Origin of the sequence: Thermodesulfovibrio aggregans, from assembly GCF_001514535.1 — a bacterium.
GTDB lineage: Bacteria > Nitrospirota > Thermodesulfovibrionia > Thermodesulfovibrionales > Thermodesulfovibrionaceae > Thermodesulfovibrio > Thermodesulfovibrio aggregans.
On record NZ_BCNO01000002.1, the window covers coordinates 175,031 to 201,022 of the forward strand.

At 34.5% G+C, this 25,992-nt stretch carries 20 protein-coding genes, 1 tRNA gene and 1 pseudogene; 13 read left to right on the forward strand and 9 right to left on the reverse strand.

Annotated features, from left to right (window positions below; translation table 11 throughout):
• Positions 1 to 28: 28 nt before the first annotated feature.
• The 12 genes and pseudogenes from TAGGR_RS07400 (at position 29) to TAGGR_RS07450 (ending at position 16,552) form a co-directional block, all read left to right on the forward strand.
• The gene (locus TAGGR_RS07400; RefSeq protein WP_059176731.1) at positions 29 to 1,066 is read left to right on the forward strand and encodes a hypothetical protein; all 1,038 of its coding nucleotides are present in this window, start codon (positions 29 to 31) and stop codon (positions 1,064 to 1,066) included.
• 9 nt (positions 1,067 to 1,075) lie between these two features.
• Positions 1,076 to 3,727, forward strand: coding sequence for a hypothetical protein (locus tag TAGGR_RS07405; protein WP_059176732.1), 2,652 nt, complete (start codon positions 1,076 to 1,078; stop codon positions 3,725 to 3,727).
• A 64-nt stretch (positions 3,728 to 3,791) separates the two neighbouring features.
• On the forward strand, positions 3,792 to 4,580 hold the full coding sequence (locus TAGGR_RS07410) for an oxygen-binding di-iron domain-containing protein (protein ID WP_059176733.1): 789 nt from the start codon (positions 3,792 to 3,794) through the stop codon (positions 4,578 to 4,580).
• A 29-nt stretch (positions 4,581 to 4,609) separates the two neighbouring features.
• Positions 4,610 to 5,485, forward strand: coding sequence for a methyl-accepting chemotaxis protein (locus tag TAGGR_RS07415; protein ID WP_059176734.1), 876 nt, complete (start codon positions 4,610 to 4,612; stop codon positions 5,483 to 5,485).
• 3 nt (positions 5,486 to 5,488) lie between these two features.
• On the forward strand, positions 5,489 to 8,641 hold the full coding sequence (locus TAGGR_RS07420; protein WP_059176735.1) for an EAL domain-containing protein: 3,153 nt from the start codon (positions 5,489 to 5,491) through the stop codon (positions 8,639 to 8,641).
• Positions 8,641 to 11,046 carry a TIGR03960 family B12-binding radical SAM protein gene (locus TAGGR_RS07425; protein ID WP_059176736.1) on the forward strand — a complete coding sequence of 802 codons (2,406 nt, stop codon included), beginning with the start codon at positions 8,641 to 8,643 and terminating at the stop codon, positions 11,044 to 11,046. The genes TAGGR_RS07420 and TAGGR_RS07425 overlap by 1 nt, the downstream gene beginning before the upstream one ends.
• Positions 11,043 to 12,545: an Rne/Rng family ribonuclease gene (locus TAGGR_RS07430; protein WP_059176964.1), complete on the forward strand. Its 1,503-nt coding sequence runs from the start codon at positions 11,043 to 11,045 to the stop codon at positions 12,543 to 12,545. Before TAGGR_RS07425 ends, TAGGR_RS07430 begins: the two co-directional genes overlap by 4 nt.
• Before the next feature lies 1 nt (position 12,546).
• A pseudogene (locus TAGGR_RS11175) lies at positions 12,547 to 12,753 on the forward strand (4Fe-4S dicluster domain-containing protein); the annotation flags it as partial.
• A 144-nt stretch (positions 12,754 to 12,897) separates the two neighbouring features.
• On the forward strand, positions 12,898 to 13,680 hold the full coding sequence (locus TAGGR_RS07435; RefSeq protein WP_236698925.1) for a (Fe-S)-binding protein: 783 nt from the start codon (positions 12,898 to 12,900) through the stop codon (positions 13,678 to 13,680).
• Positions 13,664 to 14,437: a YkgJ family cysteine cluster protein gene (locus TAGGR_RS07440; RefSeq protein ID WP_059176738.1), complete on the forward strand. Its 774-nt coding sequence runs from the start codon at positions 13,664 to 13,666 to the stop codon at positions 14,435 to 14,437. The genes TAGGR_RS07435 and TAGGR_RS07440 overlap by 17 nt, the downstream gene beginning before the upstream one ends.
• Positions 14,434 to 15,078, forward strand: coding sequence for a fructose-6-phosphate aldolase (gene fsa / locus TAGGR_RS07445; RefSeq protein WP_059176739.1), 645 nt, complete (start codon positions 14,434 to 14,436; stop codon positions 15,076 to 15,078). Before TAGGR_RS07440 ends, fsa begins: the two co-directional genes overlap by 4 nt.
• 16 nt (positions 15,079 to 15,094) lie before the next feature.
• The gene (locus TAGGR_RS07450) at positions 15,095 to 16,552 is read left to right on the forward strand and encodes a DegQ family serine endoprotease (RefSeq protein ID WP_059176740.1); all 1,458 of its coding nucleotides are present in this window, start codon (positions 15,095 to 15,097) and stop codon (positions 16,550 to 16,552) included.
• On the opposite strand, the gene TAGGR_RS07455 is transcribed toward TAGGR_RS07450, so the two are convergent.
• Genes TAGGR_RS07455 through TAGGR_RS07490 form a run of 8 tightly spaced genes read right to left on the reverse strand, consistent with a single transcriptional unit; the run spans position 16,523 to position 24,538 of the window.
• A complete protein-coding gene (locus TAGGR_RS07455; RefSeq protein WP_059176741.1) occupies positions 16,523 to 17,068 on the reverse strand; it encodes a hypothetical protein in 546 nt (181 codons plus the stop codon). The genes TAGGR_RS07450 and TAGGR_RS07455 overlap by 30 nt on opposite strands.
• Positions 17,069 to 17,070: 2 nt before the next feature.
• Positions 17,071 to 17,895 carry an ExeA family protein gene (locus tag TAGGR_RS07460; RefSeq protein WP_059176742.1) on the reverse strand — a complete coding sequence of 275 codons (825 nt, stop codon included), beginning with the start codon at positions 17,893 to 17,895 and terminating at the stop codon, positions 17,071 to 17,073.
• Positions 17,896 to 17,897: 2 nt separating this feature from the next.
• On the reverse strand, positions 17,898 to 19,109 hold the full coding sequence (locus TAGGR_RS07465; RefSeq protein WP_059176743.1) for a type II secretion system F family protein: 1,212 nt from the start codon (positions 19,107 to 19,109) through the stop codon (positions 17,898 to 17,900).
• Positions 19,106 to 20,746 carry a GspE/PulE family protein gene (locus tag TAGGR_RS07470; RefSeq protein ID WP_059176744.1) on the reverse strand — a complete coding sequence of 547 codons (1,641 nt, stop codon included), beginning with the start codon at positions 20,744 to 20,746 and terminating at the stop codon, positions 19,106 to 19,108. The genes TAGGR_RS07465 and TAGGR_RS07470 overlap by 4 nt, the downstream gene beginning before the upstream one ends.
• Positions 20,743 to 22,341 (reverse strand): pilus (MSHA type) biogenesis protein MshL, encoded by a 1,599-nt coding sequence (gene mshL / locus TAGGR_RS07475; RefSeq protein ID WP_059176745.1) that lies wholly within the window; start codon positions 22,339 to 22,341, stop codon positions 20,743 to 20,745. Before mshL ends, TAGGR_RS07470 begins: the two co-directional genes overlap by 4 nt.
• Positions 22,317 to 22,745, reverse strand: coding sequence for a hypothetical protein (locus TAGGR_RS07480; protein ID WP_059176746.1), 429 nt, complete (start codon positions 22,743 to 22,745; stop codon positions 22,317 to 22,319). The genes mshL and TAGGR_RS07480 overlap by 25 nt, the downstream gene beginning before the upstream one ends.
• Entirely contained in the window at positions 22,729 to 23,247 is a 519-nt protein-coding gene (locus TAGGR_RS07485) for a hypothetical protein (RefSeq protein ID WP_161936197.1), read from the reverse strand. The genes TAGGR_RS07480 and TAGGR_RS07485 overlap by 17 nt, the downstream gene beginning before the upstream one ends.
• A complete protein-coding gene (locus TAGGR_RS07490) occupies positions 23,237 to 24,538 on the reverse strand; it encodes a hypothetical protein (RefSeq protein ID WP_059176748.1) in 1,302 nt (433 codons plus the stop codon). The genes TAGGR_RS07485 and TAGGR_RS07490 overlap by 11 nt, the downstream gene beginning before the upstream one ends.
• 130 nt (positions 24,539 to 24,668) lie before the next feature.
• Here TAGGR_RS07490 and TAGGR_RS07495 point away from each other — a divergent pair, with 130 nt between their 5' ends.
• Positions 24,669 to 25,886, forward strand: coding sequence for a bifunctional 3,4-dihydroxy-2-butanone-4-phosphate synthase/GTP cyclohydrolase II (locus TAGGR_RS07495; protein ID WP_059176749.1), 1,218 nt, complete (start codon positions 24,669 to 24,671; stop codon positions 25,884 to 25,886).
• Here TAGGR_RS07495 and TAGGR_RS07500 read toward each other — a convergent pair.
• Positions 25,887 to 25,959: transfer RNA gene (locus TAGGR_RS07500), tRNA-Arg, on the reverse strand. It lies immediately after the preceding gene.
• Positions 25,960 to 25,992: the final 33 nt, after the last annotated feature.

The window sequence follows — 25,992 nt, forward strand, 5'->3', positions numbered from 1 at the left end:
AAAAATATTTTGATAAAATTTGTAAAAAATGAACTTTACATCACTGATACCTTATACTGAATCAATTCCTGCTCCTCATGAAATCTTTATTGTGCTTGAACAATTCTTTTTCCTGATACACATAGTCATAATTAACTCAATTGTTGGACTTGGAATAATAACACTCTACAAGTGGAAAAGAGAAGCCAGCTTTTTTGAAACAAACAAACCTATAGTCAAAAAGATACCTATTCTTTTTGCACTCGGAATAAATATGGCAATACCGGCGCTTCTTTTTCTTCAGGTTGTCTTCGGACATCTCTTTTACACAAGCTCAATTCTCATGGGAACTTTCTGGATTTTAATTATACCTTTTCTCATAATTGCCTATTACAGTTCCTACTTTCACTACAGAAAATTTCAGAGTTCAACTCTCGCAAAACCCGCTTTAGTATTGATGATTTTAATAACTCTTTATATCGCCTTCATGCTCGTCAACAATCTATCAATGATGGAGATGCCATCAAAATGGACTGCCTACTTTTCTGACAGAACTGGAACTATTTTGCTCTGGAGTGTGCCAAGCATTTATCCGAGATTTCTCCATTTTGTTGTAGCATCCCTTGCAGTAGGCGGAATTGCCTATGGAATTTACTTCAGTAAAAAGGAAAACTCTGAAGAAAAAGTTAGGGAAGGACTTAAGATTTTTGCCTACGCAACTATGATTCAGGTTGTTGTGGGATTCTGGTTTCTTCTGAGTCTTCCTCAGGAAATAATGCAAAAGTATATGGGCAAAGATATATTTGCCACATCTGTACTTGTCTCTGGAATAGTCACAGCTCTATTAGCGATATTTACATCTCTAAGGGGAAGGCTTAAGGAGAGCATAGTACTACTTGCCTTAACTCTGATTTTTATGGCAATAAACCGATACAATCTGAGAATTTTCCAGCTTGAAGGAAGTTTTACTCCTTCACAGCTCAATGTAACACCTCAGTGGGATGTATTTGCTGTGTTTGTCGTTATTCTGCTCATTGGAACTGGAACGATTATTTATATGCTCAGGCTGAGTTTTAGTAAAAAATAGAGGGAAGATATGAACTATCCTGTATGGGAACTATACTGGCTTAACTCAGGAACATTGATAGCAATTATAGCAGTTCTTCATGTATTTATCTCCCATTTTGCAGTAGGTGGTGGCATATTTTTATGGCTTACAGACTTAAAAAGTGTAAAAGAAGGCAACATTGCTTTAAGACAATATGTTCGGAGACACATATGGTTCTTCCTTCTTCTTACAATGGTTTTTGGTGGAGTTTCAGGAGTTGGAATCTGGTTTATAATTGCTCTTTCAAGCCCCTGGGCTACTTCAGTACTTATTCATACCTTTGTTTTTGCATGGGCAATTGAGTGGGTTTTCTTCATTGTAGAGATTGTGTCACTGCTTATCTATCACTACAAGTTTGAGTCACTTTCAGACAGAAACCGTCTTAGAGTTGCCTTTATCTATGCTGCTTCAGCATGGTTGAGTCTTTTCATAATCAATGGAATTATAACTTTCATGCTAAGTCCAGGGCAGTGGCTTCAGACAAACAACTTCTGGCATGGATTTTTCAATCCCACAAATCTTCCTGGACTGTTTTTCAGAACATTTATATGCATAATGTTCGCAGGGCTTTTTGGCTTTGTTACAGCGGTGTTTGAAAAGAATGACAGTCTGAGACAGACACTCCTAAAATACTGTGCAAAATGGCTTTACATTCCTCTTCCTTTTCTTATCCTGTCAGCTTTCTGGTATTTTTACTCAATTCCTGAGAATGCAAGGCTTACAAACTTTGTTTTAAATAAACAAACTGCCAATGCTGTAAATGTATTCATTTTATCTACTGTTCTGCTATATCTATTAGCTTTAGTCATGGTATTCAGAACCTCAAAGGCTTTACAGCGTGTTTCAGTTTTTGTGCTTCTCATTATTGGGTTATCATGGATTGGTGGATTTGAGTACATGAGGGAATATGCAAGAAAACCCTATGTTATCTATGGATATATGTATTCGCCTTCTATTTTGGTTCATGATGAAGAGAAACTAAATAGAGAGGGATTTCTCAAACATGCAAAATGGACTGCTATTAAGGAAGTAACAGAAGAAAACAGAGTTCTCGCAGGAAGAGAGCTCTTCAATCTTCAGTGCTTAAGCTGTCACACAATAGGAGGAGTAAAAAATGATATTATAGAGAAAACAAAGGGACTTACCTACTTTGGAATCATCTCTCAGCTTTATGGACAGGGTAAAATTCTTGATTACATGCCAAAGTTCATTGGAAATGAGAGGGAGATGGAAGCTCTTGCTGCATTTATAAAGTCTTTACATAAAAAGCAGGACCCAAATATACAGCCTTTTACAGTAAAAGAGGAAAATGTAGAAATTCCGACCTTTAATCCTGACAAAGATAAATATGTACTGCTTGCATGGAGCACCCTTGGAGAAAAATGTATAACCGATGCTGACAGATGGTTTTCATTCCTCTATCCAGGAAGCACTCTACAGGCTATACTGATAAAAAGAGGTAAAAAACCTAAAATAATCTCTGATGGAATAGAGATTCACTATGAAGTTCAGAAAGGCTATGAAAATCCATCAAAACACGTAGATTTTTGGAAATACTCACAGAGCCTGAAAAGCAAAAAAATACAAGAGAATATAGGCTTAACTGGTAAGGGACTCAAAGGTGTCTTTGATTATGACGGAGAGAGGAAGATATTTTCAGCAGAAGGTATCCCTGTGATACCTTACAGAGACGATGGAGTATTCAATCCATATCCAGTCTTTGATATTAAAGCAATTGAAAAAGGCACAAATAGGATTCTACAGCAGACAAAAGTTGTTGCACCTGTATCAACTGAGTTAAGATGCTTCCTGTGCCATGGTGGGACACCGAGATGGAATGGTATCTCTGGAATTTCCGATGAGACCGCAAAAAATATACTTCAAATTCATGATAGAAGACACGGTACAAAGCTTCTTGAGAGTGCACTAAAAGGTAAACCTCAGATGTGTCAGAGCTGTCATGAAGACTTCATAGTTAAATCAAAGGGAATAAAGGGTCATAATAGCTTTTCAGCTTCCATGCATGGCTGGCATGCAAACTACATTCCCTACAAAGATGAAAGAGCCTGTAACTTCTGCCATCCCAATGATACAAGGGGAAATACAAGATGTAACAGGGATATTCACTCAAAACTTGGAATAGGTTGTACCCAATGTCATGGAAAGCTTGATGACCATGCAGCATCTGTTTTACTCTCTCAGGAAGGAACAAGAACAGCAAAACTTTTACTTAAAAATTTAAATCCCGAAACTCCCCTCGCTCAGATAAATCCTCGAAAACCATGGGTTAACCAACCTGACTGCCTTAACTGTCATATAGGTTTTCAGAAACCTGATAAAAGCTCAAGCTCTTTTAATAAATGGACATCAGATGGAAAAATGCTTTTCAGAAATAGAGATGACTCAACAGGAAGACTGCCATGCACAGCATGCCATAGCTCACCTCATGCAACCTATCCTGCATTTAATGAATATGGCAAAAACAGAGACAACATTCAGCCAATGCAGTATCAGGGTAATCCTCTTCCAATTGGAGCTCAGATGAAGTGCTCTGTCTGTCACATTGAGAAAATGGACAGAGCTTCAGCACATCATACCAATATGTTGAGAGAGTTTCGCAATAGAAACATCTTGAAGTAATTTGCAGGATTTTCAATTTTTTTGTAAAATTTTACTTAAGAAAAATTATAAACTGGAGGAAAATATGGCAGGCTTGGCAAAAGAAGTTGATATTGTAAGAGGTGATGTAATCTATGATGATGGAACTCACAAATTTATCTGGCTTGGATGGGAAGAACATGAAGAAGAAGGACTGGTTCAGGTAAATCAGTATCTCATTGAGAATAAAAATGTAGGAGTAATTCTTGATCCCGGAGGTGTTCATGTTTTTCCAAGAGTTGTGGCAAATGTCTCAAGGTATGTTGACCTTGATAGAATTCAGCATCTTTTCTTTTCCCATCAGGACCCTGATGTATCCTCTGGAGTTGCTCTATGGCTAAGCGTAACGCCTGCTAAAGTATATATCTCAAAATGGTGGGTAAGGTTTCTTCCCCATTATGGAATATTTGATATGGCAAGAATTGTTCCACTTGAGGAAGGTGGTGGCAGAATTCAACTTCCTTCAGGAGACTATCTTGAGATAATTCCTGCCCATTTTCTCCACTCTGTTGCCAATTTCCATGTTTATGATCCCCGTTCAAAAACCTTATTTACAGGCGATCTCGGCGCTGCCATATTTCCAAAGGGACAGAGATATGCCTATGTGGAGGATTTTGATAGTCACTTGAAACTTATGGAAGGATTTCATAGAAGATATCTTGCCTCAAACAGTGTAGTTAGAAAATACATTGAAAAAGTAAGAAGGCTTGAGATTGAAAGAATAGCTCCCCAGCATGGAGCAATAATCTATAAAAAAGAACACATTCATAGATTCTTTAACTGGCTTGAAAATTTGAAATGCGGTGTTGACATTGCAGATGAGTTCTACAGATAAACTCAAATAAAAACAAATTGGGGGAAACTATGTTTTTCAGAAGAAAAAAAAGGACAAATCTCACAAAAAAAGATATTGATACAAATCTTGCCCTTATCAAGACTCTATCATCTGGTATTATAAAATCAAATATTGTCGGTTCAACGATTTCAAATACGATGGGATTGATTGACTCTAACTTTTCAAGGATAAGAGATGAAGTTTCATCCATTGCAACAGCTATGGAAGAGATTGACACCACCATAAGGGATATGTCAAGAAGTGTTGCCTCCATAAACGAGGAAGTTCAGCAGATGGTTAAACAGAATGAAATGATGGATAATGAACTTGAAAAAAGAGTAAAAGATATTGAATCACATAATGAAAAAATAATAGAGGTTGTCTCAAACATAAAAGACCTCGGACAGGCTACCCAGAACATTGGTAACATCGTTACCGCTATCTCTGATGTGGCGGATCAGACAAATCTTCTTGCTCTTAATGCATCAATTGAAGCAGCAAGAGTTGGAGAAGCGGGAAGAGGATTTGCAGTTGTGGCAGATGAGATAAGGAAACTATCTCAGAAAACAGAGGCTTTAACAAAGGATATCAGCAAAATACTTGGTAATTTGAGCGAAAGGGTGATAGTTGCTGTTAAAGAGGTTGAAAAAATAAAGGAGCTATTTTCAGGAATTGAGCAAGATATGAAAACAATAAGAATGTCCTTTGAAAAAACTAAAGCAATGTCAGATACTGTTGGAGATGCAGTAAATACTCTTTCAACAGCAATAGAAGAACAAAGTCAGGTATTAACTGATGTTTCAAAGAGAATTACCAATACGGCATCAATGCTCAATGAAACATACAAAGTTTTCTCAACTGTAGTAAAAGTCAATGACGAAATCTCAAAGATGACAAAATTCTGAGACATGCAAAATAATATTTTAAAACTTGCCATTTGTCCTCACTGCATTAATGAAGAGGAACTTTATTTATGGGGAAAAATATCTGAAAATCTCAGTAAAACTCTTAATAGGAAAATTGATTTAATTACATTTAGCGATTTTATGAAAGAGGAAGAATCCCTGAGGAAAGAAAATTTTCATATATATTATGCTAATCCTGACACAGCAATTTATCTCATGCAAAAAGGCTATGAAATCATCGGAAAGCTAAAAGATGAAAATAACCAACTCTGCAGTATCAGCAGGAAAGATTATTCATCCGATAAGGACATAATCAAGCTTGCAGTTATCAAAAGAAAGTATTTTTTCCTACCTATTCTTTTCCATAAAAAAGAATTTAGAAAGTTTCAATTAGTATTTGCAAATAGCTATGAGGAAATCATTGAACTTTTGCAAAAAAAAGAGGCAGATGTAGGTTTTATCTACACAAAAATGCTAAGAAGGTTGAAAGATGAATACAATATAAAATTTGATGAAAACTTTTGTTTTAATCTACCCCACTATATCTTAATTCATCCTTCTATCAGTAATTTCAAAGAAGATATTCTTTCCCTGCCAGAAATTGAGAGAGTAACTCAAAAAGAAGTGGAAAATTTAAAGCTGATGTTTGCACAACTTGAAAAAATGCTTGAAGAATGGGCTAATAGCAACATAATAGAAGCTCTTTTAAATTCACCCAATCTTGGAATAATAATTTATCAGGAAAGGATTGTCTATGCAAACGATTATGCTTTAAGATTTCTTGGATATGAAAAAGAAGAACTATACAACATGAGTAGCTTTGACTTAGTTTACGGCGAAGAAAAGAGCAAAATTATAGAGAACCATCATAGAAGGCTTAGAGGAGAAAAATTTTCATCAGTTTATGAATTAAAGTTCATAAAGAAAGATGGTAGTATTTCATGGGTTCAGTGTCTCACGAATACAATACTTTATCAGGGCAGATACTCAGGTTTAATTCTATTTCACGATATTACTGAGAGAAAACAGAATGAAGAAATTTTAAAAATTCTCAGAGATGTCAATAAAATTATCACTCAATCCATCACTGAAGAGGAGATTTACGAAGGAATATGCAGGTCTCTTGTTGAAAATTTAGGTTTTAAGTTTGTGTGGATTGGAATTCCTGAAAAAGGTAAAATTGTACCCCTTTATCACTATGGTGAGGAACAGGGATTTTTTGATATTCTTGACATAAAAATTGAAGAAGGATATGGGCTTTCTCAAATAGCATTCAAAACAGGTGAAATTCAGATAAATGAAGACTCAAGAGAATATCTTAAAAAAGAGCCCTGTGCAGTAGAACTCATAAATAGAAATTTTATGTCTTCCTGCACCATACCTTTAAAAAAATACGGCAAAGTCGTTTCTCTACTTAAAATATACTCTCAATTCCCTAAATTTTTTAACAAAAACATAGTAAACATACTCGAAGAGATTCAGAATGACCTCTCTTTTGCTCTTGAGAGAGTAGATAGGATAAAACACGATATGATTATTTCTGAAGCACTTAAACACTCCGATACTTGGGTGCTTGTTACAGATGAAAATGGTCATATCCTCTATGTAAATGAAGCAGTAGAGAAAATAAGCGGATACACAAGAGATGAACTTATTGGTAAAAATCCGAGAATATTTAAATCAGGACTCAATCCTCCAGAATTTTACAAGCAAATGTGGGATACAATTCTTTCTGGAAAAATATTCAATGCGATAACTCCCAACAGAAAAAAGAATGGCGAAATTTTCCATGCTGACCTGAAAATTATTCCATTGAAGCTCCCGGGAAATGTTTTAAGATTTGTCGCTGTTGCAAAAGATGTTACGGAAAACATAATGCTCTCTGAGAGAATCAATAAATTGCAAAACTATGATGCATTAACAGAGCTTTTGAATCTCAATGGATTCTCTGTAGAGGTAACTTTAAAATTAAGGGAAACTCATACTAAGGGAGGCTTGGGAGTATTCATACTTATTGATATTGTTAACATGACCTATATAAACAAAATTTTAGGTTTTTCAGGAGGTGACCTTGTACTCAGGCTTTTTGCTCAAAGATTAAAGGAACTTTTTAAAGAAACATATACAATCGCAAGAATTGGAGCAGATACTTTCGGAATATACCTGAGTGTAGATATGGCTCCTGAGATATCAAATGTTTATTCCAGGCTTGTGGAACTTAATAATACAGAGTTTCAGCTTGATGATAAATCAATTTCTATAAATATCAATGCTGCCATATCACTATTCCCAAAGGATGGGGAAACATTTAAAACTCTATATGAAAAGGCTGACATAGCCCTTACAAAAGCAAAAGCTGAAGGAGAAGGAGCAATAAAATTCTTTGATCCAGCAATTGAAAAAGATGTGGAAAAACAATGGGATGTAATAAGTTTAGTTAAAAAAGCCTTTGATGAAAATCTGTTTGTTTTTTATTATCAACCATACTTTTACACTGACAGTTTAAAACTTGCCGGCTATGAAGCTCTTGTTAGAATAGTTGATAAAAGTGGTGAAGTTTATTATCCAAAAGTTTTTATTGATTACATTGAAAACAGTTCATACCTGAGAATGTTTGAAGACTGGGCAATTAATGAAATCGTGCAAAAGATAAAAAAGTGCAACTTAAACATATCTGTAAATATCTCAGGTAAGACTTTTAATAATCCAGAATTTGTTAAGAAATTAGCTCAGATTCCTGAAGAAATAAGAGATAAAATTACCATAGAGATTACAGAGAGAGTGTTTATTGAAAATCCTGAAGATGCGATGGTTCTTATCTCAATGATAAAAAAGATTAAAAATCCACCGAAAATTGCAATGGATGACTTTGGTACAGGATATTCCTCTTTTGTTTATCTGAAAGATTTACCAATTGACATCATAAAGATAGATATGGCTTTTACAAAACAGATGGTCTATGACAAAAAGGCTCTTGCAATTGTTCAGACAATAATTGAGCTCGCAAAAAGGCTTGACAAACTCACCCTTGCTGAAGGTGTTGAAACCAGAGAACAGCTTGAAATTTTAAAATCTTTAAAATGTGATATGGTTCAGGGATTTCTCTTTTCAAAACCTCTTCCCGAAAAAGAAATGAAAAGTGTCATAATAAATTAATGAACCTTCTTTATTTTGAAAAACCCACAAGATACATAAACCACGAAATTAATGCAATTTACAAAGACAGGGAGAAACTCATCAGATTTGCCCTCTGTTTTCCTGATATTTATGAAATAGGCATGTCACATCTTGGCTTAAAAATTCTTTATTCCCTTTTAAACAGTCTTCCGAATGTGTATGCTGAAAGAGTATTTTCACCATGGATTGACATGCAGGAATATATGCAAAAAAATGATATTGCACTCAGTTCCCTTGAAACAAAAACACCTCTCAGAGATTTTGATATTGTAGGATTTTCGCTTCAGTATGAACTTTCATACACTGCTGTTTTAAACATGCTTGAACTTGGCAGAATTCCTTTAAGGTGGCAGGATAGAATTGAGGGTAAATATCCTCTCGTTATTGCCGGTGGTCCCTGTACTGTTAATCCTTTGCCTCTCAATGATTTCATAGATGCTTTCCTGATTGGAGAGGCAGAGGAAGCAATTCTGGAATTTATAAAAGTGTTTGATGAGTGGAAAGAGTCAAATTCTTCTAAAGAGTCTTTACTGAAGGCAATATCAGAAATAGAGGGATTTTATGTTCCCTATAGTGGGAAAAGAACTGTTAAAAGGAGATTTATAAATGACTTAGAAAATGCACCTTTTCCATATGCACCAGTTGTGCCCTATGCAAAAGTTGTTCATGATAGAGTCTCAATTGAAGTATCCCGTGGATGTCCTTCGGGATGTAGGTTCTGTCAGGCAGGGTTTATATATAGACCTCTAAGATTCAGAAGTCCCGGTAGAGTTTTTGAAATTGCAGAAAATCTAATAAAGAATACAGGATACGAAGAACTTTCCCTTCTTTCATTCAGCATAGGACATTACCCCTATTTAACTGAGCTTGTTAGCGCTCTAAATCAACGCTTTTCAGAAAAGGCAGTTGCTGTCTCCCTTCCTTCAATAAGAGCGGATAAAGTAACAAAGGATTTGCTTCAGGCAATTAAGTCTGCAAGAAAAACAGGATTTACAATTGCACCTGAAGCTGCCACTCAGAGGCTTCGCTGTGTAATTAATAAAAATATTTCCGATGAAGATATTGAGAAAGCATGCACCTTTCTTTTTGAGGAAGGCTGGCAGAATATAAAGCTTTACTTCATGATAGGACTTCCAACTGAGACAGAACAGGATATAGAAGAAATTGTTAACTTTTCAAGGAAAATAATAAAAATTGCAAAGAGACACACAAACAGATTTGTTGAGATAAATGTCACTGTGTCTCCCTTTGTGCCAAAACCTCATACTCCATTTCAATGGCTTGGACAGATTAATTTTGATGAAATGGCTAAAAAACTTGATTTTATAAGACAATCCTTTAATAAAAGTAAAATCCACTACAAAGGACACAATCCCCGAATGAGTGTTCTTGAAGCTGCTCTTTCAAGGGGTGATGAAAAAATTGGAGATGTTTTATACAGAGCATGGATTAACGGAGAGAGGCTAAGTGCATGGTCAGATTTATTTGATTTTAGTAGATGGCTCAAAGCAATGGATGAAACAGGAGTTGATCTATTTCACTATGCTAAAAGAGAGTTTTCTTATGAAAAACCGCTCCCTTGGGACTTCATTGATACGGGCGTTAAAAAAGAGTTTCTTAAGAGAGAGCTTGAAAAAGCAGTTAATCTTGAATCCTCAAAGGAATGCACCATTAGATGTGAAGGATGCGGATTGAAATGTAGCAATGATTCTAATAAGGATAAGGTTTTACATCTATCAGTAGGGGCAAAAAAACCGAATAATAAAGAGATTTCTATCACCACAGTAAGATTTTGTCATAGAAAAACAGGATTGATGAAGTATCTTTCTCAGCTTGAATTGGGAAACCTTCTTACAAGAGCATTAAGAATAGCTGATGTTCCCTTTGTCATATCAAAGGGATTTCATCCAAAGCCTGAGATTTCTTTTGGACCTTCTCTGCCTGTGGGAGTTGAAAGCGAAAGAGAGTATTTTGACCTGAAAATTTATGATGAATTCAGGGAAGAATACGTTGAAAGATTAAATAGAGTTTTACCTGAAGGCTTAAAAATAGTTGAGGCAAAGACAGTCCCACCAGAAAGTCCTTCTCTTTCTTCATTTATTCAGAGATACAAATACATTGTACAGCTCAACTATGATTTTCAGCTTGACCAAAATAAGATAGAAAGTCTCACATTAAAAAGGCAGGAAAAACTGCTTTTACTCAAAGATTTTTTAGAGGAGATTAAGATAAATGGCAAGCAAGTATGTATAATAGTAAAAGATTCTACTGACAAAGCAAGAATCTCTGAGATAGTAGAGGCTATTTTTGGAAAAGCTCTCAAAGATTTAAACATAAAAAGAATAGCCATGTATGGCTTTAAGGGAGGATGGTTAGAGCCTTGAGCAATGAACTTTTAATAAACATAACAAAACAGGAATGCAGGGTTGCTCTTCTTGAGGGTGGTCAGGTTGTTGAGTTTTATATCGAAAGAAAAGGTGATTCAAGTTATGTTGGAAACATTTACAAAGGCAAAGTTGTAAAGGTGCTTAAAGGCATGCAGGCTTGTTTTGTGGATATAGGACTTGATAAAGCTGCATTTCTCTATGTAGACGACATAAAAGGTGGAATTAAAGAGCTCTATCCTTTTCTTGAGGGAGAAGAAGAAACTGAGATTATTCCGAAGATTGACTATAAAGATGTATCAATAGAAGAACTTGTTCAGGAAGGACAGGAAATCCTCGTTCAGGTTGCAAAAGACCCCATAGGAACAAAAGGAGCAAGGGTTACATCAAGAATTACCCTACCCGGCAGATATGTTGTACTTATGCCAGGGATGGAACACATTGGAGTGTCAAGAAAGATTGAAGATGAGACAAAAAGAAAACATCTAAAAGAGCTTGCTGCAAAAATTAAGCCCGCAGGATTTGGATTAATTATGAGAACTGTAAGTGAGGATGCCACCGAAGAGGAGATTCAAAGGGATATAGATTTTCTACTTCTTCTCTGGGATAATATTCAGAAGAAGAAAGAAAAAGCTCATGCACCCTTTCTTATTCATAGTGAGTTTGACCTGGTGCTAAGAAGCCTCAGAGATTTTATGAGTCAAAATGTAGACCGAATGATTATTGACAACTACATTGAATGGCAGAGATTGAAAGAGTTTGCTCAGGTTTATTTTCCAAGAATTGCCGATAAAATTGAACTATACGAAGGTGAAGAACCAATATTTGATGCCTTTGGAATAGAAGTTGACCTTGAGAGGGCACTTCACCGTAAAGTATGGCTTAAATCTGGAGGATACATTGTGATTGATCAGACAGAGGCAATGACAGTAATAGATGTAAATACAGGTAAATTTGTCGGCAAAGAAAATCTTGAAGACACAATCTTGAGAACAAACCTTGAAGCAGTCAAAGAAATTGCCTATCAGATAAGGCTTAGAAATCTTGGTGGTATCATTCTAATAGATTTTATTGATATGGAAAAGGATGAAAATAAACAGAAAGTAATCAACGCAATGACTGAAGCAATGAAAAAAGATCGAGCAAAAACAACAATATACAACATTACTGAACTCGGGATAGTTCAGATGACGAGAAAAAGAACAAGAGAAAGCCTTGAACATACTCTATGTGACAGTTGCCCCTACTGTGAAGGCAAAGGAAGAGTAAAAAGTATAAGAACTGTAGCCTATGAAATCCTGAGAAAACTAAAATTTATGACAGTCCCTCAGGGAACAGAGCTAACAGTAGTTACAAATCCATCTGTAGCTGATCTACTAAGTGACGAAGAGAGAGACTCGATAGAGGAAATTGAAAACTCTAAAAAAATAAGAATTACGATAAAAAAAGACACAATGTTACATCAGGAAAACTACTCAATTCATAAAAATCTATCCTAAAATGGAATTTCTTACAGAGTGCAATAAATGTGGAAAATGTAAGGAAACCTGTCCAGGTTATCAGGCTTTTTTAAAAGAGTCCTTTAGTCCAAGAGGAAGACTGAGACTGGCGAAAGCTTTGCAGGAAAAAGAAATACTCTATGATGAATCTTTAAAAAAAAGATTTTTTAGCTGCCTTCTCTGTGGATCATGCGAAACCTCTTGTCCATTGAATATAAATATAACCAGCATCTTATACAGAGCAAGGACAGAATCAAAAAAAACGTTATTACAATATCTTTTTAAATATTTTTCACTTTATCCCCATATTTTTTTCTCAATTTTGTCTATTTTAAATCGCTTTGATAAATTTATGAGTATCATAAATTTGCCATATTTCAATAGAATTTCCTCACTGGAAATTAAACCTCAATCTAATTCTCTTCAAGTCCATAGTAAAGTAAAACCTGCGGGAAGAATTGCCATTTTTTTAGGATGCACATCAAAATATCTAATTCCTTCAATTACTGAAGCTCTAATCTACATATTAAACTGGTTAAACTATGAAGTAATTGTACCGAAACAACACTGCTGTGGAGCTCCTCTTTTGAGTGCAGGTTTTGAAAAAGAGGCAAAAAATCTTGCCATAAAAAATCTTGAAGTATATAAATCCTTTAATATAGACGGAATACTAACTCCCTGCCCCACCTGTGCTCACTTTATTGGGGATGTATATAAAGAGCTAATAGGAGAAAAACTAAAAGTATTAAAACTTGCAGATTTATTTAGAGAAAAAGATAGAGAGATTAGCGGGCAATACAAAGGTAATGCTTTTTTTCACATCTCCTGCCACACCTCTAACTATGTTAAAGATTCGGACGATATATTAAGTTTACTTCAAAAATTTGGTTACAATGCTCAGAAAAAAACAGGTTGTTGCGGATTTGGTGGTCTTTTCTCTTTTTTATTTGAAAAACAATCTATGGATATTCTAAGAAAAAAAGTTTTAGAATATGAGAAAGCAGATATGATAATAAGCTCTTGTCCAAACTGTATAATTCAATTTAAGTTAGCTATGAAAAATAAAAAAATAGTTCACTATGCAGAAGCTATAGAAAAAATTTTAAAAGGAGCAAAGAATGGAAGAGCCTTTTGAAATAATCTTACCAGATGGAACAGTTTATAAACCCAAAAAAGAATCTGTAGTGCAGGGGTATGATTCTGATGGAAAACCCAAGAGAATGAAATTCTCACCAAGAACAGAGTGTGAAAGGTGTGGAGAGTGTTGTAGACGAGACACACCTGTAATTCTTAAAGATGATATGGAACTTCTCAGAAGAGGTGTTATCTCTGAAAAAGATATATATACAATAAGAGAAGATGAAAAAATTCGTTCTTTTATTGATGGTGATACATATTACTCATCAATGGAATTAATAAAAATTCGCCCTATCTTTGGAAGTTCTACCTGCCTTTTTTATGATCCTGAGGTTGGATGCACAATTTATGAGATGAGACCTACTGTATGCAGAGAATTTGAATGCTGGAGCCAAAACATAACAATTACAGGGCTTGAAGCAAGAAGACTGACAAGATATGATCTTTTTGGAAGCATTGATATTATTAAAGAAGCTATAGATAAACATGAAGAAAAATGCTCTCTCAACAAATTTAATGACTTCGTAGAAGAATTTGCCTCTGGCAAAGAAGAAAACTTTGAAAAGATTGTTGAGATGATTGTATATGATAATGCATTAAGGGAATGGATAAAAGAAAAACTGGAGATTGAGGATAGTGTTTTGCCTCTGCTTTTTGGCAGATCCCTCATGGAAATTGCTCCACTTTATGGCATTTTAATAGAAAAAGAAGGAGAAAATTTTATAATTAAAGCTATGAAGGAGGCAGATAGATGAAATTTTTTATTGACACCGCAAATGTTGAAGAGATCAAAAAAGCATGGGAAACTGGAGTTATCGATGGAGTTACAACAAATCCTTCACTTATTGCAAAAGAAAAGCGTGAGCCAATATCTCTTCTTAAAGAAATATGTGAGATTGTAGATGGACCTGTCAGTGCTGAGGCAGTTTCTCTTAAATTTGAAGACATGGTGAAAGAAGCATATGAACTAAGTAAAATTCATCCAAACATTGTAATTAAAATTCCAATGACAGAGGATGGACTTAAAGCAGTTAAAAAGCTTTCTCAGGAAGGGATAAAGACCAATGTAACCCTTGTTTTTTCACCAATGCAGGCTCTTTTGGCAGCAAAGGCTGGTGCTACCTATGTAAGCCCATTTGTTGGGAGACTTGATGACATAAGTCATTTTGGTATGGAACTTATAAGAGACATACAGATAATTTTTGAAAACTACGCCTTTGAAACCGAAGTTATAGTAGCAAGTATTCGCAATCCCATTCATGTTCTTGAAGCAGCAAGAATAGGTGCAGATATAGCAACAATTCCTTATTCTGTAATAAAACAGCTTATTAAGCATCCTTTAACAGATATTGGCATTGAAAAATTCCTTAGTGATTGGGAAAAAATAAAAAAATGAAAGGAGGAAGGGAAAAATGATTAAAAATAAAAAAATTCTTGTTCCTGCCGTACTTTTTCTCCTGATAGGTATAACCATTGGACTTGTAATTGCCTCAAAGTTTGATCTGCAAAGCAAAGGCTTTACAGAGGATTATCAGATTTCTAAGGAATCTCAGGAACTTTTATCAAAAATTAGCAGTGCAATGGCAGAGGTTATTCAGGCTGTAAGACCCTCAGTAGTGAATATTTATACCACTAAGAAAATTAAAAGACCTGGAATGCCTTTTCCCTTTGATGATCCTTTTTTCAGAAGATTCTTTGGTGAAGAATTTGGCGATATATTTGAAAGACCAAGAGAATACACTCAAACCGCACTTGGTTCAGGAGTAATTGTTGATCCTTCAGGGTACATTCTTACGAACTATCATGTTATTAAAGGAGCTGACGAAATTAAGGTAAAACTTTATGATAAGAGAGTTTTTGATGGAACAGTAATTGGCTATGACGCAAAAACTGATATTGCAGTAATAAAAATAAAAGCAGATGGATTGCGTGCTATAAAATGGGGAGACTCGGATAAGCTCAAAGTTGGCGAAACAGTAATCGCAATTGGAAATCCCTATGGACTAAATCTTACTGTAACAAGCGGAATTGTAAGTGCCACAGGTAGAGCAAATGTTGGAATATCAGATTATGAAGACTTTATTCAAACAGATGCTGCAATCAATCCCGGAAACTCAGGTGGACCTCTTGTTAATGTTAGAGGCGAGCTCGTTGGTATAAATACTGCCATATTCAGTACAACAGGAGGATATCAGGGAATCGGATTTGCCATTCCAAGCAATATGGCAAAAACAGTTATGGATAGCCTTATCAAGCACAAAAAAGTAATTCGTGGATGGCTTGGTGTAACAGTTCAGGATCTGGATACTGAAATGGCAAAGATGGCTAAACTTAAAGAATTAAAAGGTGCTGTTGTTACAGATGTTGTGGAAGGCTCTCCGGCAGAAAAAGCAGGACTTATGAGAAAGGACATCATAATCAGTTTTGACGGTAAAGAAGTGGAGGATTCTGCCCATCTTAGAAATATGGTAGTAAACACTTCTCCAGGTAAAACCGTAACTCTTGAAATAATAAGAAACGGAAAATATTATACAGTTACTGTCACTATCGGTGAACTTCCAGCAACACAACAACTTTCTCAGGCAGAATCTGTTCTGGCAGGTATTTATGTTGATGAACTGACAGATAAACTGAGAAATCAACTCAATATTCCTAAGAAAATCAAAGGTGTGGTCATAACATCTTTAGAGCCGGGTAGTCCTGCTGAAGGACTTCTACAAAAAGGAGATGTGATAATAGAGATTAACAATGAGAAAATAAACAATGTTAAGGATTTTCTAAAAATAGCAAAAAAAGCTCAAACTGAAGCTATTGTCTGGTTTTACAGAAATGGAAGAGTTTCATACATTACGCTCAGTATAGGGAAGTGAACTAAAGAAGGAGTTCAGCATCTGCTGTCTTAAATAGAGCATTTTATTAAAGGTGTTTGAAAATTCTCTGAAAGCACGGGCAGGAGAGTTTTCCATCTCCTGCAAGAGTTCTTTACAAAAATACCAGTTACATCTAAGAGGTCTAAGATAGCGAGGTATTTTACATCCTTTTTCTGTAAGAAGATAGCAAGGCTCTTTTTCCTTAAGATTTCTTTCAGGGATAGGGAATTTTTCTCTCAATGCCAAAATATAAATTAGATCATCATATTCATACCGGCTGTTTTTGTTCAAACAGCAAATATTAATACATTGAGAACAAACTTTCTTAGCATAAATATCAATAAAAGGATCAATTTTTAAAATAAGATTCTTGACCTCAGTAGCCAGAGACATTGTTTCTTTAAAAATTTCAGGAAAGTTTTTGAAATAATACTCAAGTTCTTCTACAAGTTTTCTTAACTCTTCGATATTATCCCACAAAAGCTCTATTTTATTACTGAAAGAAAATTTCTCCATTTTTACAGCCGAAGATGTTTCAAGGCTATTTTAACATATGATTTTTTTATTTTATATGAATTCTTGAGATACCCAACCATCAAAGCCCTTGAACATATAAGATTTATAATTCTTGGAATTCCTTTTGATGCTTTATATATACGCCTTATTGCTGATTTTTTGAAATAAACTGGAGTTTCTACTGCCCTATGAAGCCTGAAATTTATATACTCACCAACCTCCTCCTTTGTCAAAGGATAGAGTCTAACTTTAATACTAATTCTCTGATTTATCTGAGAATACTTTGGTTGTGAGAGAATATTCTCAAAATAGGGCTGAGCAAAGAGAATAATCTGAAGAAGCTTTTCCTTTTCTGTTTCAATATTTGAAAGATGTTTTATCTCTGTGAGGGTTTCCTCAGGCATATCCTGTGCTTCATCAATTATCAAAAGATTTTTATAGCCTGAAAGCTTTCTATTTTTAAGATAATCTGTAAGGAATTCTACTGTTGATAATTTGTTATGAAATCTATTTATATCAATGCTGCTGTCCTGAGTGCTTAATTTATAAATTATTCCCCTAAGTAGTTCATCAGGAGTAAGAGAGGAGTTGTATATTACAATAGGAATTATATTTTCATTTTTAAAGTTTGTTAAAACTTTTCTTATCAATGTTGTTTTCCCTGTCCCTGGATTTCCTGTAATTAGCATAAAACCTTCACCCTTTTGAATAAGATATCTTATAGATTCAAGGGCTTCCATATGACTTTTTGATGGATAAAAGAAATCGGGATCAGGTGTTATACCAAAAGGGTCTTCCTTAAATTTATAAAACTCAAAATATTCCATTACTATCTCCCGAGCTTGGAAATTAAATCATAAAGTGGACTTAAAAGACTAATGAAAATTATTGCAAAAAACAAACCAATAAATAAAATCATTACAGGTTCAATAATTTTACCAAGTCTTACAGAGTATTCATGAAGTTTTGATGTGTAGTAGTTGTTCAAAAATTCAAGTTGCTCATCAAGATTTCCTGAAGTTTCACCAATATCTATGAGTCTTATTACCATTGGAGGAAAAATATTCTGTTCTTTTAAAGAATGAGACATCCTTTCTCCTGTAATAATTTTTTCTTTGGCATTTTTTATTGCCTTTTTCATTATTTCATTATTAACAACCTCTGCTGTCATATCCAATGCACTGTCTATTGGAACACCAGCTACTGTAAGAATGCGTAACTGTTCTGCAAACAATGCAACGGCTCTGTTATAGACTATTTGTTTTATAATCGGCAACTTAAAAGACAAAAAGTCAATCATCAATTTGACCCTTAAATTTTTTTTTATCATAGGCATTGAAATAAAGATAACTAAAGGAAAAAGAGGTAAAAGATAAAAAAACCTGGACAGCAAATTTCCTGCCTGTACAAGAATCTGCGTAATAAATGGAATTTTAACTCCCATTCCCTCCATTGCATTTACAATCTTTGGTAAAACATATACAAGCCAGAAACATACAGCACCAAAAGAGACAACTGTTGCAAATATTGGATATATAAGTGCTCTCTTTATAGCTGTTCTTAAATCTTCAATTCTTTGAAAGTAATCTGCTATCTCACTAAGGCTACCGTCAAGCCGACCTGTTTCTTCACCGATTTTTATGAGATACTGAACTACCGGAGGAAAAATATCTTTGTGCATTGATATTGCTTCATTGAAAGACATTCCTTTTTCAATCAAATCTTTCAAATCTAATACTACTCTTTTAAATTTCTCTTTTGTTATATTTTCAGCAATATCAGCAAGAGCTACAGTAAGAGGTACTCCAGCTTTAAGCATTAGAGAAAGATTTTTTGCAAACTCAATTAGCTGAACATTTTTTACCCTGCCAGATAGAAGAGTTATAAATGGTAAAAAAATCTTTGGAATTTCTGAAACAGAGAGCACATAAATATTTTTCATAGTAAGAATATTTATAGCATCTGTGTAACTGTTTGCTTTAATAAAACCTCTGAAAACTTTACCTTCTTCAGTTACTGCTTTGTATAAAAAGATATTCATCCTGCGACTCTTTCAACTTCTTCAATAGTTGAAACTCCCTCTGCAACCTTTTTTAAACCATCAATTTTGAGCGGGATCATGCCACTGTCTTTTGCTGCCCCTTTAAGAGCATTAAATGAAACTCCTTCATAAATCATATCCCTCATTTTATCACTTACTATCATGAGTTCTCCTATTGCCACTCTACCTAAATATCCAGTTTTTTTACATACTTTACATCCAGCACCATAATAAACTGTTTCAACTTCCATATTGGCATTTTTAAAAATTTCCCTCTCCCTTTCTGTTAAATCTCTTGAAGTTTTACAGAATGGACATATCTTCCTTATAAGTCTCTGACTCAGCACAGCAAGCAAAGAAGAGCTGAGAAGAAATCTATCGGCACCAAGATCAAAAAGTCTCGGAACAGCACTTACTGCATCAGAAGTATGAAGTGTGCTTAGAACCAGATGTCCTGTGACTGATGCTCTTATTGCAATCTTTGCAGTTTCTTCATCACGAATCTCACCAAGCAAAATTATATCAGGGTCATGTCTCATAAAGCTTCTTCCTGCAAGAGCAAAGTCATAGCCAATTTTTTCATTAACTTCACTCTGCTTTGCAAAACTTATTCTATACTCCACAGGGTCTTCAATTGTGATAACACTTCTTTGAAGTCTGTTCGTTTCTCTTAACAAAGCATAGAGTGTTGTGCTCTTACCACTTCCTGTTGGTCCAACAACAAGAATAATTCCATTTGGTTTTCTTATAATTTCCCTTAACTTCATAGCAAGAGTCTCACTAAAGCCAAGTTTATTGAGACTGAAAAACTCATCTGAACCGCCAAATAGTAATCTAAGGACAACACTTTCTCCATCTATTGTTGGAATTGTTGAGACTCTCACTTCATATCTTTTACCTACAAAAGGAAAGATAAATGAGCCATCTTGCGGAAGTCTCTGCTCTGCTATGTCAAGCCTTGCTAAAATCTTTATTCTCGATACTATTCCAGTATGAAGTTGTCTTGGAAGAAAATATCCTTCAGTCAAAATTCCATCAACCCTGTATAAGATAGTTACAACGCCAGCATTAATGTTTATATGGATATCTGTTGCTCCTCTTCTTATTCCTTCCGCTAAAATAGCATCAACAATCCGTGGAAAACTATCGGGAGGAGTTACTCCTGTTGTTAAAGTTACATTTATTGAATCTTCTATAATTTTTTCTGTTGGATTTTCTAAAAAGTAGTAAGCTTTCTCAAGGGTGTCCATAAAACCTTCTTCATCTGTAAGATAGGGCTTTGCTCTCTTTCCTGTTATTGCTTTTACTTTATCAAGAGCAACGATATTGCTTGGATCAGTAACTACTATCTTTAAAACTGCATCGGTTTGTTCAATTGGAAGAAATTTTGCTGACTCTGTGACATTTTTGGGAAAGAGCTTAAGGAGTTCAGTGTCAATAGGATATTGCCTTATATCTATATATTCAAGTCCATGCTGAATTGCAAGAATCTCTGCAAGCTCTGAAGATGTAATAAATCCAAGTGATATCAAACACTTTCCAAGAACCTGACCAGTGATTTTTTGCACACTAAGAGCTATACTAAGTTCCTGTTCAGTAAGCAATTTTTTTTCTAATAAAAGGTCTCCAAGTCTCATTGTGTTATAATCCTTGGCTGAAGAAGTATCACAAGCTCTGTATTTTTGTCTTCTTTATCTTTACTTTTAAAAAGCTCACCCAACAGAGGAATATCTCCTAAAAGTGGCATTTTATTTTCCGATAAACTCTCTTCCTTTTTAATCATTCCACCAATTACTACAACATCTCCATCCTTGACTTTGACTGTTGTGCTAAGTTCTCTCAAATCAACACTTGGAAGCTGAATTTTTGTTGTTGCCTCTTGAGAACCAAAACTTACCTCTCTCATCTCTATCAGATTTGAAACTATTGGGGTAATTGTGAGAGAAATTTCTCCCTTATCATCAATATAAGGAACTATTCCAATTATTAACCCTGAAAGAAGATTGCCTGTATCTACTGTATAAGTTATTATGGGGGAACCTGTTCCAGAGGTGGTTACATTGCTTTCAACTTTTGAAATAAAGGAGTAATTTCTTCCAACTGTAAAAAGAGAAGTCTGTCCATTCATTATACTTACACGGGGATTTGATAAAGTTCTTACATCTCCGAACTGTCCAAGAGCTTTTATTATGAATGAAAAATCTTTAATAGCTGTGGTTGTTAGAGAAAATTTCAATTCAGAATAGGGGGAATCAGATGGTATAACTCTCGTAAAACCTGAAGTTGCACCACCTATGCTCCAGTTATGTGTTCCATGACTCCACTCTCTTAAAAAGGACCAGTCGATTCCGTATTTTAAAGATTTTGAAAGTGCTACTTCTATAACTTTGGCCTCTATAAGAACCTGTCTTGACATAACCTTCTTTACTGTTTGAAGATATTCCTCTACTTTCTGCATATTTTTCTTTGTTGCCGTAACCATAATTGTTCCGGTCATTCTGTTGATCAAATAACTCTCACGAGAACTCTTTACAGCTGCCTGACCGGGTTGTCCTGCAGTTGTTACTGTTTGAGATGGAGAAATGCTAAGAAGTGTAGAAAGTGCTTTTTCTATTGAATCCCAGAATTTGTATGCCGCATCATCTGCTTTTTCAGATTTTGAGACATTTCCTTTAAGAATGGTCGTACCTGAAGTGGTAGATGTTGTTCCTGAAGTTGTCCCTCCTGTTAGCTGACCTGTTACTCCTCCAAGAATATCTCCACCAACATCTGTTGCGTAATTCTGCTGAATTGGTATTGCACTAAGATGAAATATTTTTGTATCCGTATCTTTTACAATAAGCATGTTTCTTTCAATTTTATAAAAGTAATCAGTTGAGGAAAAAACTGCGTCAAGAGCATCCTTCAGTGTTACATTACTCAAAACCAGTGTTACAGGAACATTTGGGTCAACATCTTTTTCAATAATGAGGTTTAATCCAGCATCTCTACATAAAACAAGTAAAATATCCCTGAGTGGTGTCTGTCTTGCATTTACAGAGACTCTTTTCAACTTAAGAGGAGTTATATCTTCTGTAGCTATTCTAAAATCTGCTGGAGATTCCTTTGTTACTACCTCCTCTTTTTTAGGAAAATCAATCTGGGGAATTTTTATATCTCCTTTCATCTCCATACTACTGCAAGCATAGAGAAATAAAAAAAGGAAAACTAATAATTTTCCAAGTTTAACCATTTTGTCTCTCCCTTTTTGTCTTTAATTAAAACTTTATTTTTAAGTATAACCTTAATTTGGTATCCATTTATAAAATCACCTTCTCTCACAATTGAGTCTCCTATGACAGCATACTTATTTTTACCTTCATATATGAATGACAGTACTGGGAGAGAAGTAAATGGAGGAGTTGATTCTTTAGACTTTTTTTCAGTCTCTAACACTATAGATGTCTCAAAAGGATCGTTTAATCTATAAGAGGCAATTTGGAATCTCTCTTTGATGTTTATCTCTGGAACACTATAATTTGAAAGAGTTTTCTCAAATGGAGTAATAAAAGATGGTGGATTGATTTTCAGAGAAATAACCAAAAATAAAAGGGAAAATATAACTATGACAATAGATATTTTAAATTCCTTTGTCATTTTCTCGATAAATTAACCTTAATTCGCTCTTAAGCTCAATAGCTATTGCCTTATCCTTTTTAGAAAGCATTATTGATTTGAGAAAGATAAATGGGTAATTTGTCCCCTCAAGAAAGTTTATCAACTCAGAAAATCTGCTCCAAGATGTTTCAGATTTAAGTGTCATATCAAGAGTAAGCTGCCTGTCCTCCTTTTTCATTTTTGATACTTCTACATTAACTTCAGGGAATTTTAATTTTAAATCGTCAATAAATTGTGCTAAAAAAATCTCAGAATTCTTACCTTCAGGTAAGGTTATACTCTCTATTGTTTTTTTCAATTTTATGCTCTGATTTATCTTCTGCTCTAAATTATTTAATGTAACATAATCCTTTTTAATGGATTTTTCTGCTTTATTGAGATAGATCATAGCAGAAAGGAGAAAAACTACAAAAGCAAAGACAATAGCAACAAAAAATACTTTCCTTCCAATTTCCCTATTATAAAATTCTTTAATGCTCATAAACTGCATCTATGCTTAGATCTCCCTTTGAAATATCCCAGTTTTCATTAGTAATCTTAAATCCTTTTTCTGTCAAAGATGATTTAAATTTTAAATAAGAAATCTGTCTTTCAGAAAAACTTTTTCCACTACTTTTTCCTTTTATTCTTATCTGTAACTTTTCAGAGTTAGATATCTCCAATGAATCAAGCTGAATTAAATCTGGTTTAGCTTGAGCAATATTTGTAATAATTTGTCTTGTATCAGTCATTGAATTTCTTCTATTTTGTAATTCAACAAAAGGTTTTAAATCTGTTTCAAATTTCTGGATAGTTCTCTGAAAATTGACAAACTCCTGCTCATGTTTCAAGATATACTGTCTTTGAGCAGTCAATGTCTCATACTGAGATTTTAATTTATACAGGGAGTTTATATTGTAACCTAATAACATTACACCAGCTATTATTAGAGTAAACCCTGCATAGTTTAAATATTTGGTTATTTGTTTAAATTTTTTGTATTCCCGAGGTAGCATATTTGAATTTTTTAATTTTTCATCAAAAGTCAACATGCTCAGTAAAACAGCATATTTTTCTTTTTGCGGCAATACTGACAAAAATCTGTATGGGACTATAAGTCCTGATATCTCTCTATCCTCTGCTCCTACAAAAACAATCTCCTGTAGATTTACTCTAAGATTTTGCACTGCGTAGTTGACAGTCATATTTATATTTAATACATCTTCCTCTGTTATATCATCACTTCCTTCAAACTCCCTTGCAAGAAGCATCTCAGATTTTTCAAAAATGAATAAAAATCTTGACTTTCCAGAAAGAAAACATACTAATTTATTTTTTTCTTTGAGCTCTGAGTTAGCATCTACAAGAGAAATCAATGGAATATGCATTGGATAAAGAGCTTTTATATTAATCTTTTCTTTCAAAATTTCCTCAATAAAACTATATGAAAAGTCAGGGACAACATAACATCTTATCCAGTTTCTCTTTTCTGCCATTTGAGTTTCATAGATAAATGAAAATTGTTGCAAAGAGGGATATCTTTTTTGAATCTCGTTAAATATCAACCTTTCAAGAATTTTTTTCTTATTTGGAATCTGAAAAGGTAGTGAAAATCTAAATGTATATAAATCAGGGAAAAAAGCTGAAATATAAAGCTCTTTTATTGAATTTTCTTTAATAAAATCCATAAGTTCATCACGGGAAAATTCAAAAAATTTGGAATCTTCTATATTCTTTTTAGGTATAAAAGCCTTTACAATATCCCCTTCAATACTAAAATATGTTTTTTCCATGATAAAAATTATAACATAATCTGATAAAGGGCAAAAGGTCTTCTACTGTTGAATTTTTGCTTAAAAGTCGCAAAAACTTTTCAAATTTTGATATATTAAAAATTAATCTTTAAAAGGAGGGATGAAACTCATGACAAAAGAAACATTTAAGTTTAATACAATAGAGGAAGTTCTTGAAGATGTAGCTCAGGGAAAGATGATTATCCTTGTTGATGATGAGGATAGAGAAAATGAGGGAGACCTTTTCATTGCTGCTGAGAAAGTTACACCTGAGGCAATAAACTTCATGGCAAAATATGCAAGAGGACTTATATGTTTGGCTTTAACACCTGAAAGAGTTGAAGAGCTCAAGCTTCCCATGATGGTTGATATTAATGAAACACCCCATCAAACAGCATTTACTGTGTCAATTGAAGCAAGAAAAGGCGTAACTACAGGAATTTCAGCATATGACAGGGCTCATACAATTTTGACAGCTATTAATCCAAAAACAAAACCTGAAGATCTCGTAAAACCAGGGCATGTATTTCCATTAAAAGCTCAAAAAGGTGGAGTTTTAAAAAGAGCAGGACACACTGAAGGAGCTGTTGATCTTGCCCGGCTTGCAGGATTATATCCAGCAGGTGTCATATGTGAGATAATGAACGAAGATGGAACAATGGCAAGAGTACCACAGTTAATGGAATTTGCTAAAAAACATGGTTTAAAAATTACAACAATTAAAGACCTCATTAGATATCGTATGAGAAATGAAACCCTGGTACGAAGAGCTGCTATAGTTCAACTTCCAACAGACTATGGTGAGTTTAAGGCAATAGCATATACTACATTAATTGATGACAAAGTTCATCTTGCCCTTGTAAAAGGAGAGATCAAATCAAACGATGAAGTTCTTGTGAGGGTCCATTCAGAGTGTTTAACCGGCGATGTTTTTCTTTCAAAAAGATGTGACTGTGGCTCACAACTCCATAGAGCTCTTCAGATGATAGAAGAGGCAGGTAAAGGAGTTCTGCTTTATATGAGACAGGAAGGAAGAGGCATAGGACTTCTTAATAAACTAAAAGCCTATGAACTTCAGGAAAAGGGCTATGATACAGTGGAAGCTAATATAAAGTTAGGCTTTAAACCAGACCTTAGAGATTATGGAATAGGAGCCCAGATTTTAGTTGACCTCGGTGTAAGAAAAATGAGACTTATGACGAACAACCCACGTAAAATCGTAGGATTGGAAGGTTATGGACTTAAAGTAATTGAGAGAGTTCCAATTGAAATCAAACCTAATGAAAATAATAGATGTTATTTAAAAACAAAAAAAGAAAAACTTGGACACATATTGACAAAAGTATAATGCGCCTGAGAGGATTTGAACCTCTGACCTTGGGGTCCGGAGCCCCACGCTCTTTCCCCTGAGCTACAGGCGCATTTTTAATAAATAATTATAACAAAAAAGGAGT

Excerpts from the sequence above, each read along its gene's own strand:
- TAGGR_RS07400 (WP_059176731.1), top strand. The coding sequence starts at position 29 with ATGAACTTTACATCACTGATACCTTATACTGAATCAATTCCTGCTCCT.
- TAGGR_RS07405 (WP_059176732.1), top strand. The coding sequence starts at position 1,076 with ATGAACTATCCTGTATGGGAACTATACTGGCTTAACTCAGGAACATTG.
- TAGGR_RS07410 (WP_059176733.1), top strand. The coding sequence starts at position 3,792 with ATGGCAGGCTTGGCAAAAGAAGTTGATATTGTAAGAGGTGATGTAATC.
- TAGGR_RS07415 (WP_059176734.1), top strand. The coding sequence starts at position 4,610 with ATGTTTTTCAGAAGAAAAAAAAGGACAAATCTCACAAAAAAAGATATT.
- TAGGR_RS07420 (WP_059176735.1), top strand. The coding sequence starts at position 5,489 with ATGCAAAATAATATTTTAAAACTTGCCATTTGTCCTCACTGCATTAAT.
- TAGGR_RS07425 (WP_059176736.1), top strand. The coding sequence starts at position 8,641 with ATGAACCTTCTTTATTTTGAAAAACCCACAAGATACATAAACCACGAA.
- TAGGR_RS07435 (WP_236698925.1), top strand. The coding sequence starts at position 12,898 with ATGAGTATCATAAATTTGCCATATTTCAATAGAATTTCCTCACTGGAA.
- TAGGR_RS07440 (WP_059176738.1), top strand. The coding sequence starts at position 13,664 with ATGGAAGAGCCTTTTGAAATAATCTTACCAGATGGAACAGTTTATAAA.
- fsa (WP_059176739.1), top strand. The coding sequence starts at position 14,434 with ATGAAATTTTTTATTGACACCGCAAATGTTGAAGAGATCAAAAAAGCA.
- TAGGR_RS07450 (WP_059176740.1), top strand. The coding sequence starts at position 15,095 with ATGATTAAAAATAAAAAAATTCTTGTTCCTGCCGTACTTTTTCTCCTG.
- TAGGR_RS07455 (WP_059176741.1), bottom strand. The coding sequence starts at position 17,068 with ATGGAGAAATTTTCTTTCAGTAATAAAATAGAGCTTTTGTGGGATAAT.
- TAGGR_RS07460 (WP_059176742.1), bottom strand. The coding sequence starts at position 17,895 with ATGGAATATTTTGAGTTTTATAAATTTAAGGAAGACCCTTTTGGTATA.
- TAGGR_RS07465 (WP_059176743.1), bottom strand. The coding sequence starts at position 19,109 with ATGAATATCTTTTTATACAAAGCAGTAACTGAAGAAGGTAAAGTTTTC.
- TAGGR_RS07470 (WP_059176744.1), bottom strand. The coding sequence starts at position 20,746 with ATGAGACTTGGAGACCTTTTATTAGAAAAAAAATTGCTTACTGAACAG.
- mshL (WP_059176745.1), bottom strand. The coding sequence starts at position 22,341 with ATGGTTAAACTTGGAAAATTATTAGTTTTCCTTTTTTTATTTCTCTAT.
- TAGGR_RS07480 (WP_059176746.1), bottom strand. The coding sequence starts at position 22,745 with ATGACAAAGGAATTTAAAATATCTATTGTCATAGTTATATTTTCCCTT.
- TAGGR_RS07485 (WP_161936197.1), bottom strand. The coding sequence starts at position 23,247 with ATGAGCATTAAAGAATTTTATAATAGGGAAATTGGAAGGAAAGTATTT.
- TAGGR_RS07490 (WP_059176748.1), bottom strand. The coding sequence starts at position 24,538 with ATGGAAAAAACATATTTTAGTATTGAAGGGGATATTGTAAAGGCTTTT.
- TAGGR_RS07495 (WP_059176749.1), top strand. The coding sequence starts at position 24,669 with ATGACAAAAGAAACATTTAAGTTTAATACAATAGAGGAAGTTCTTGAA.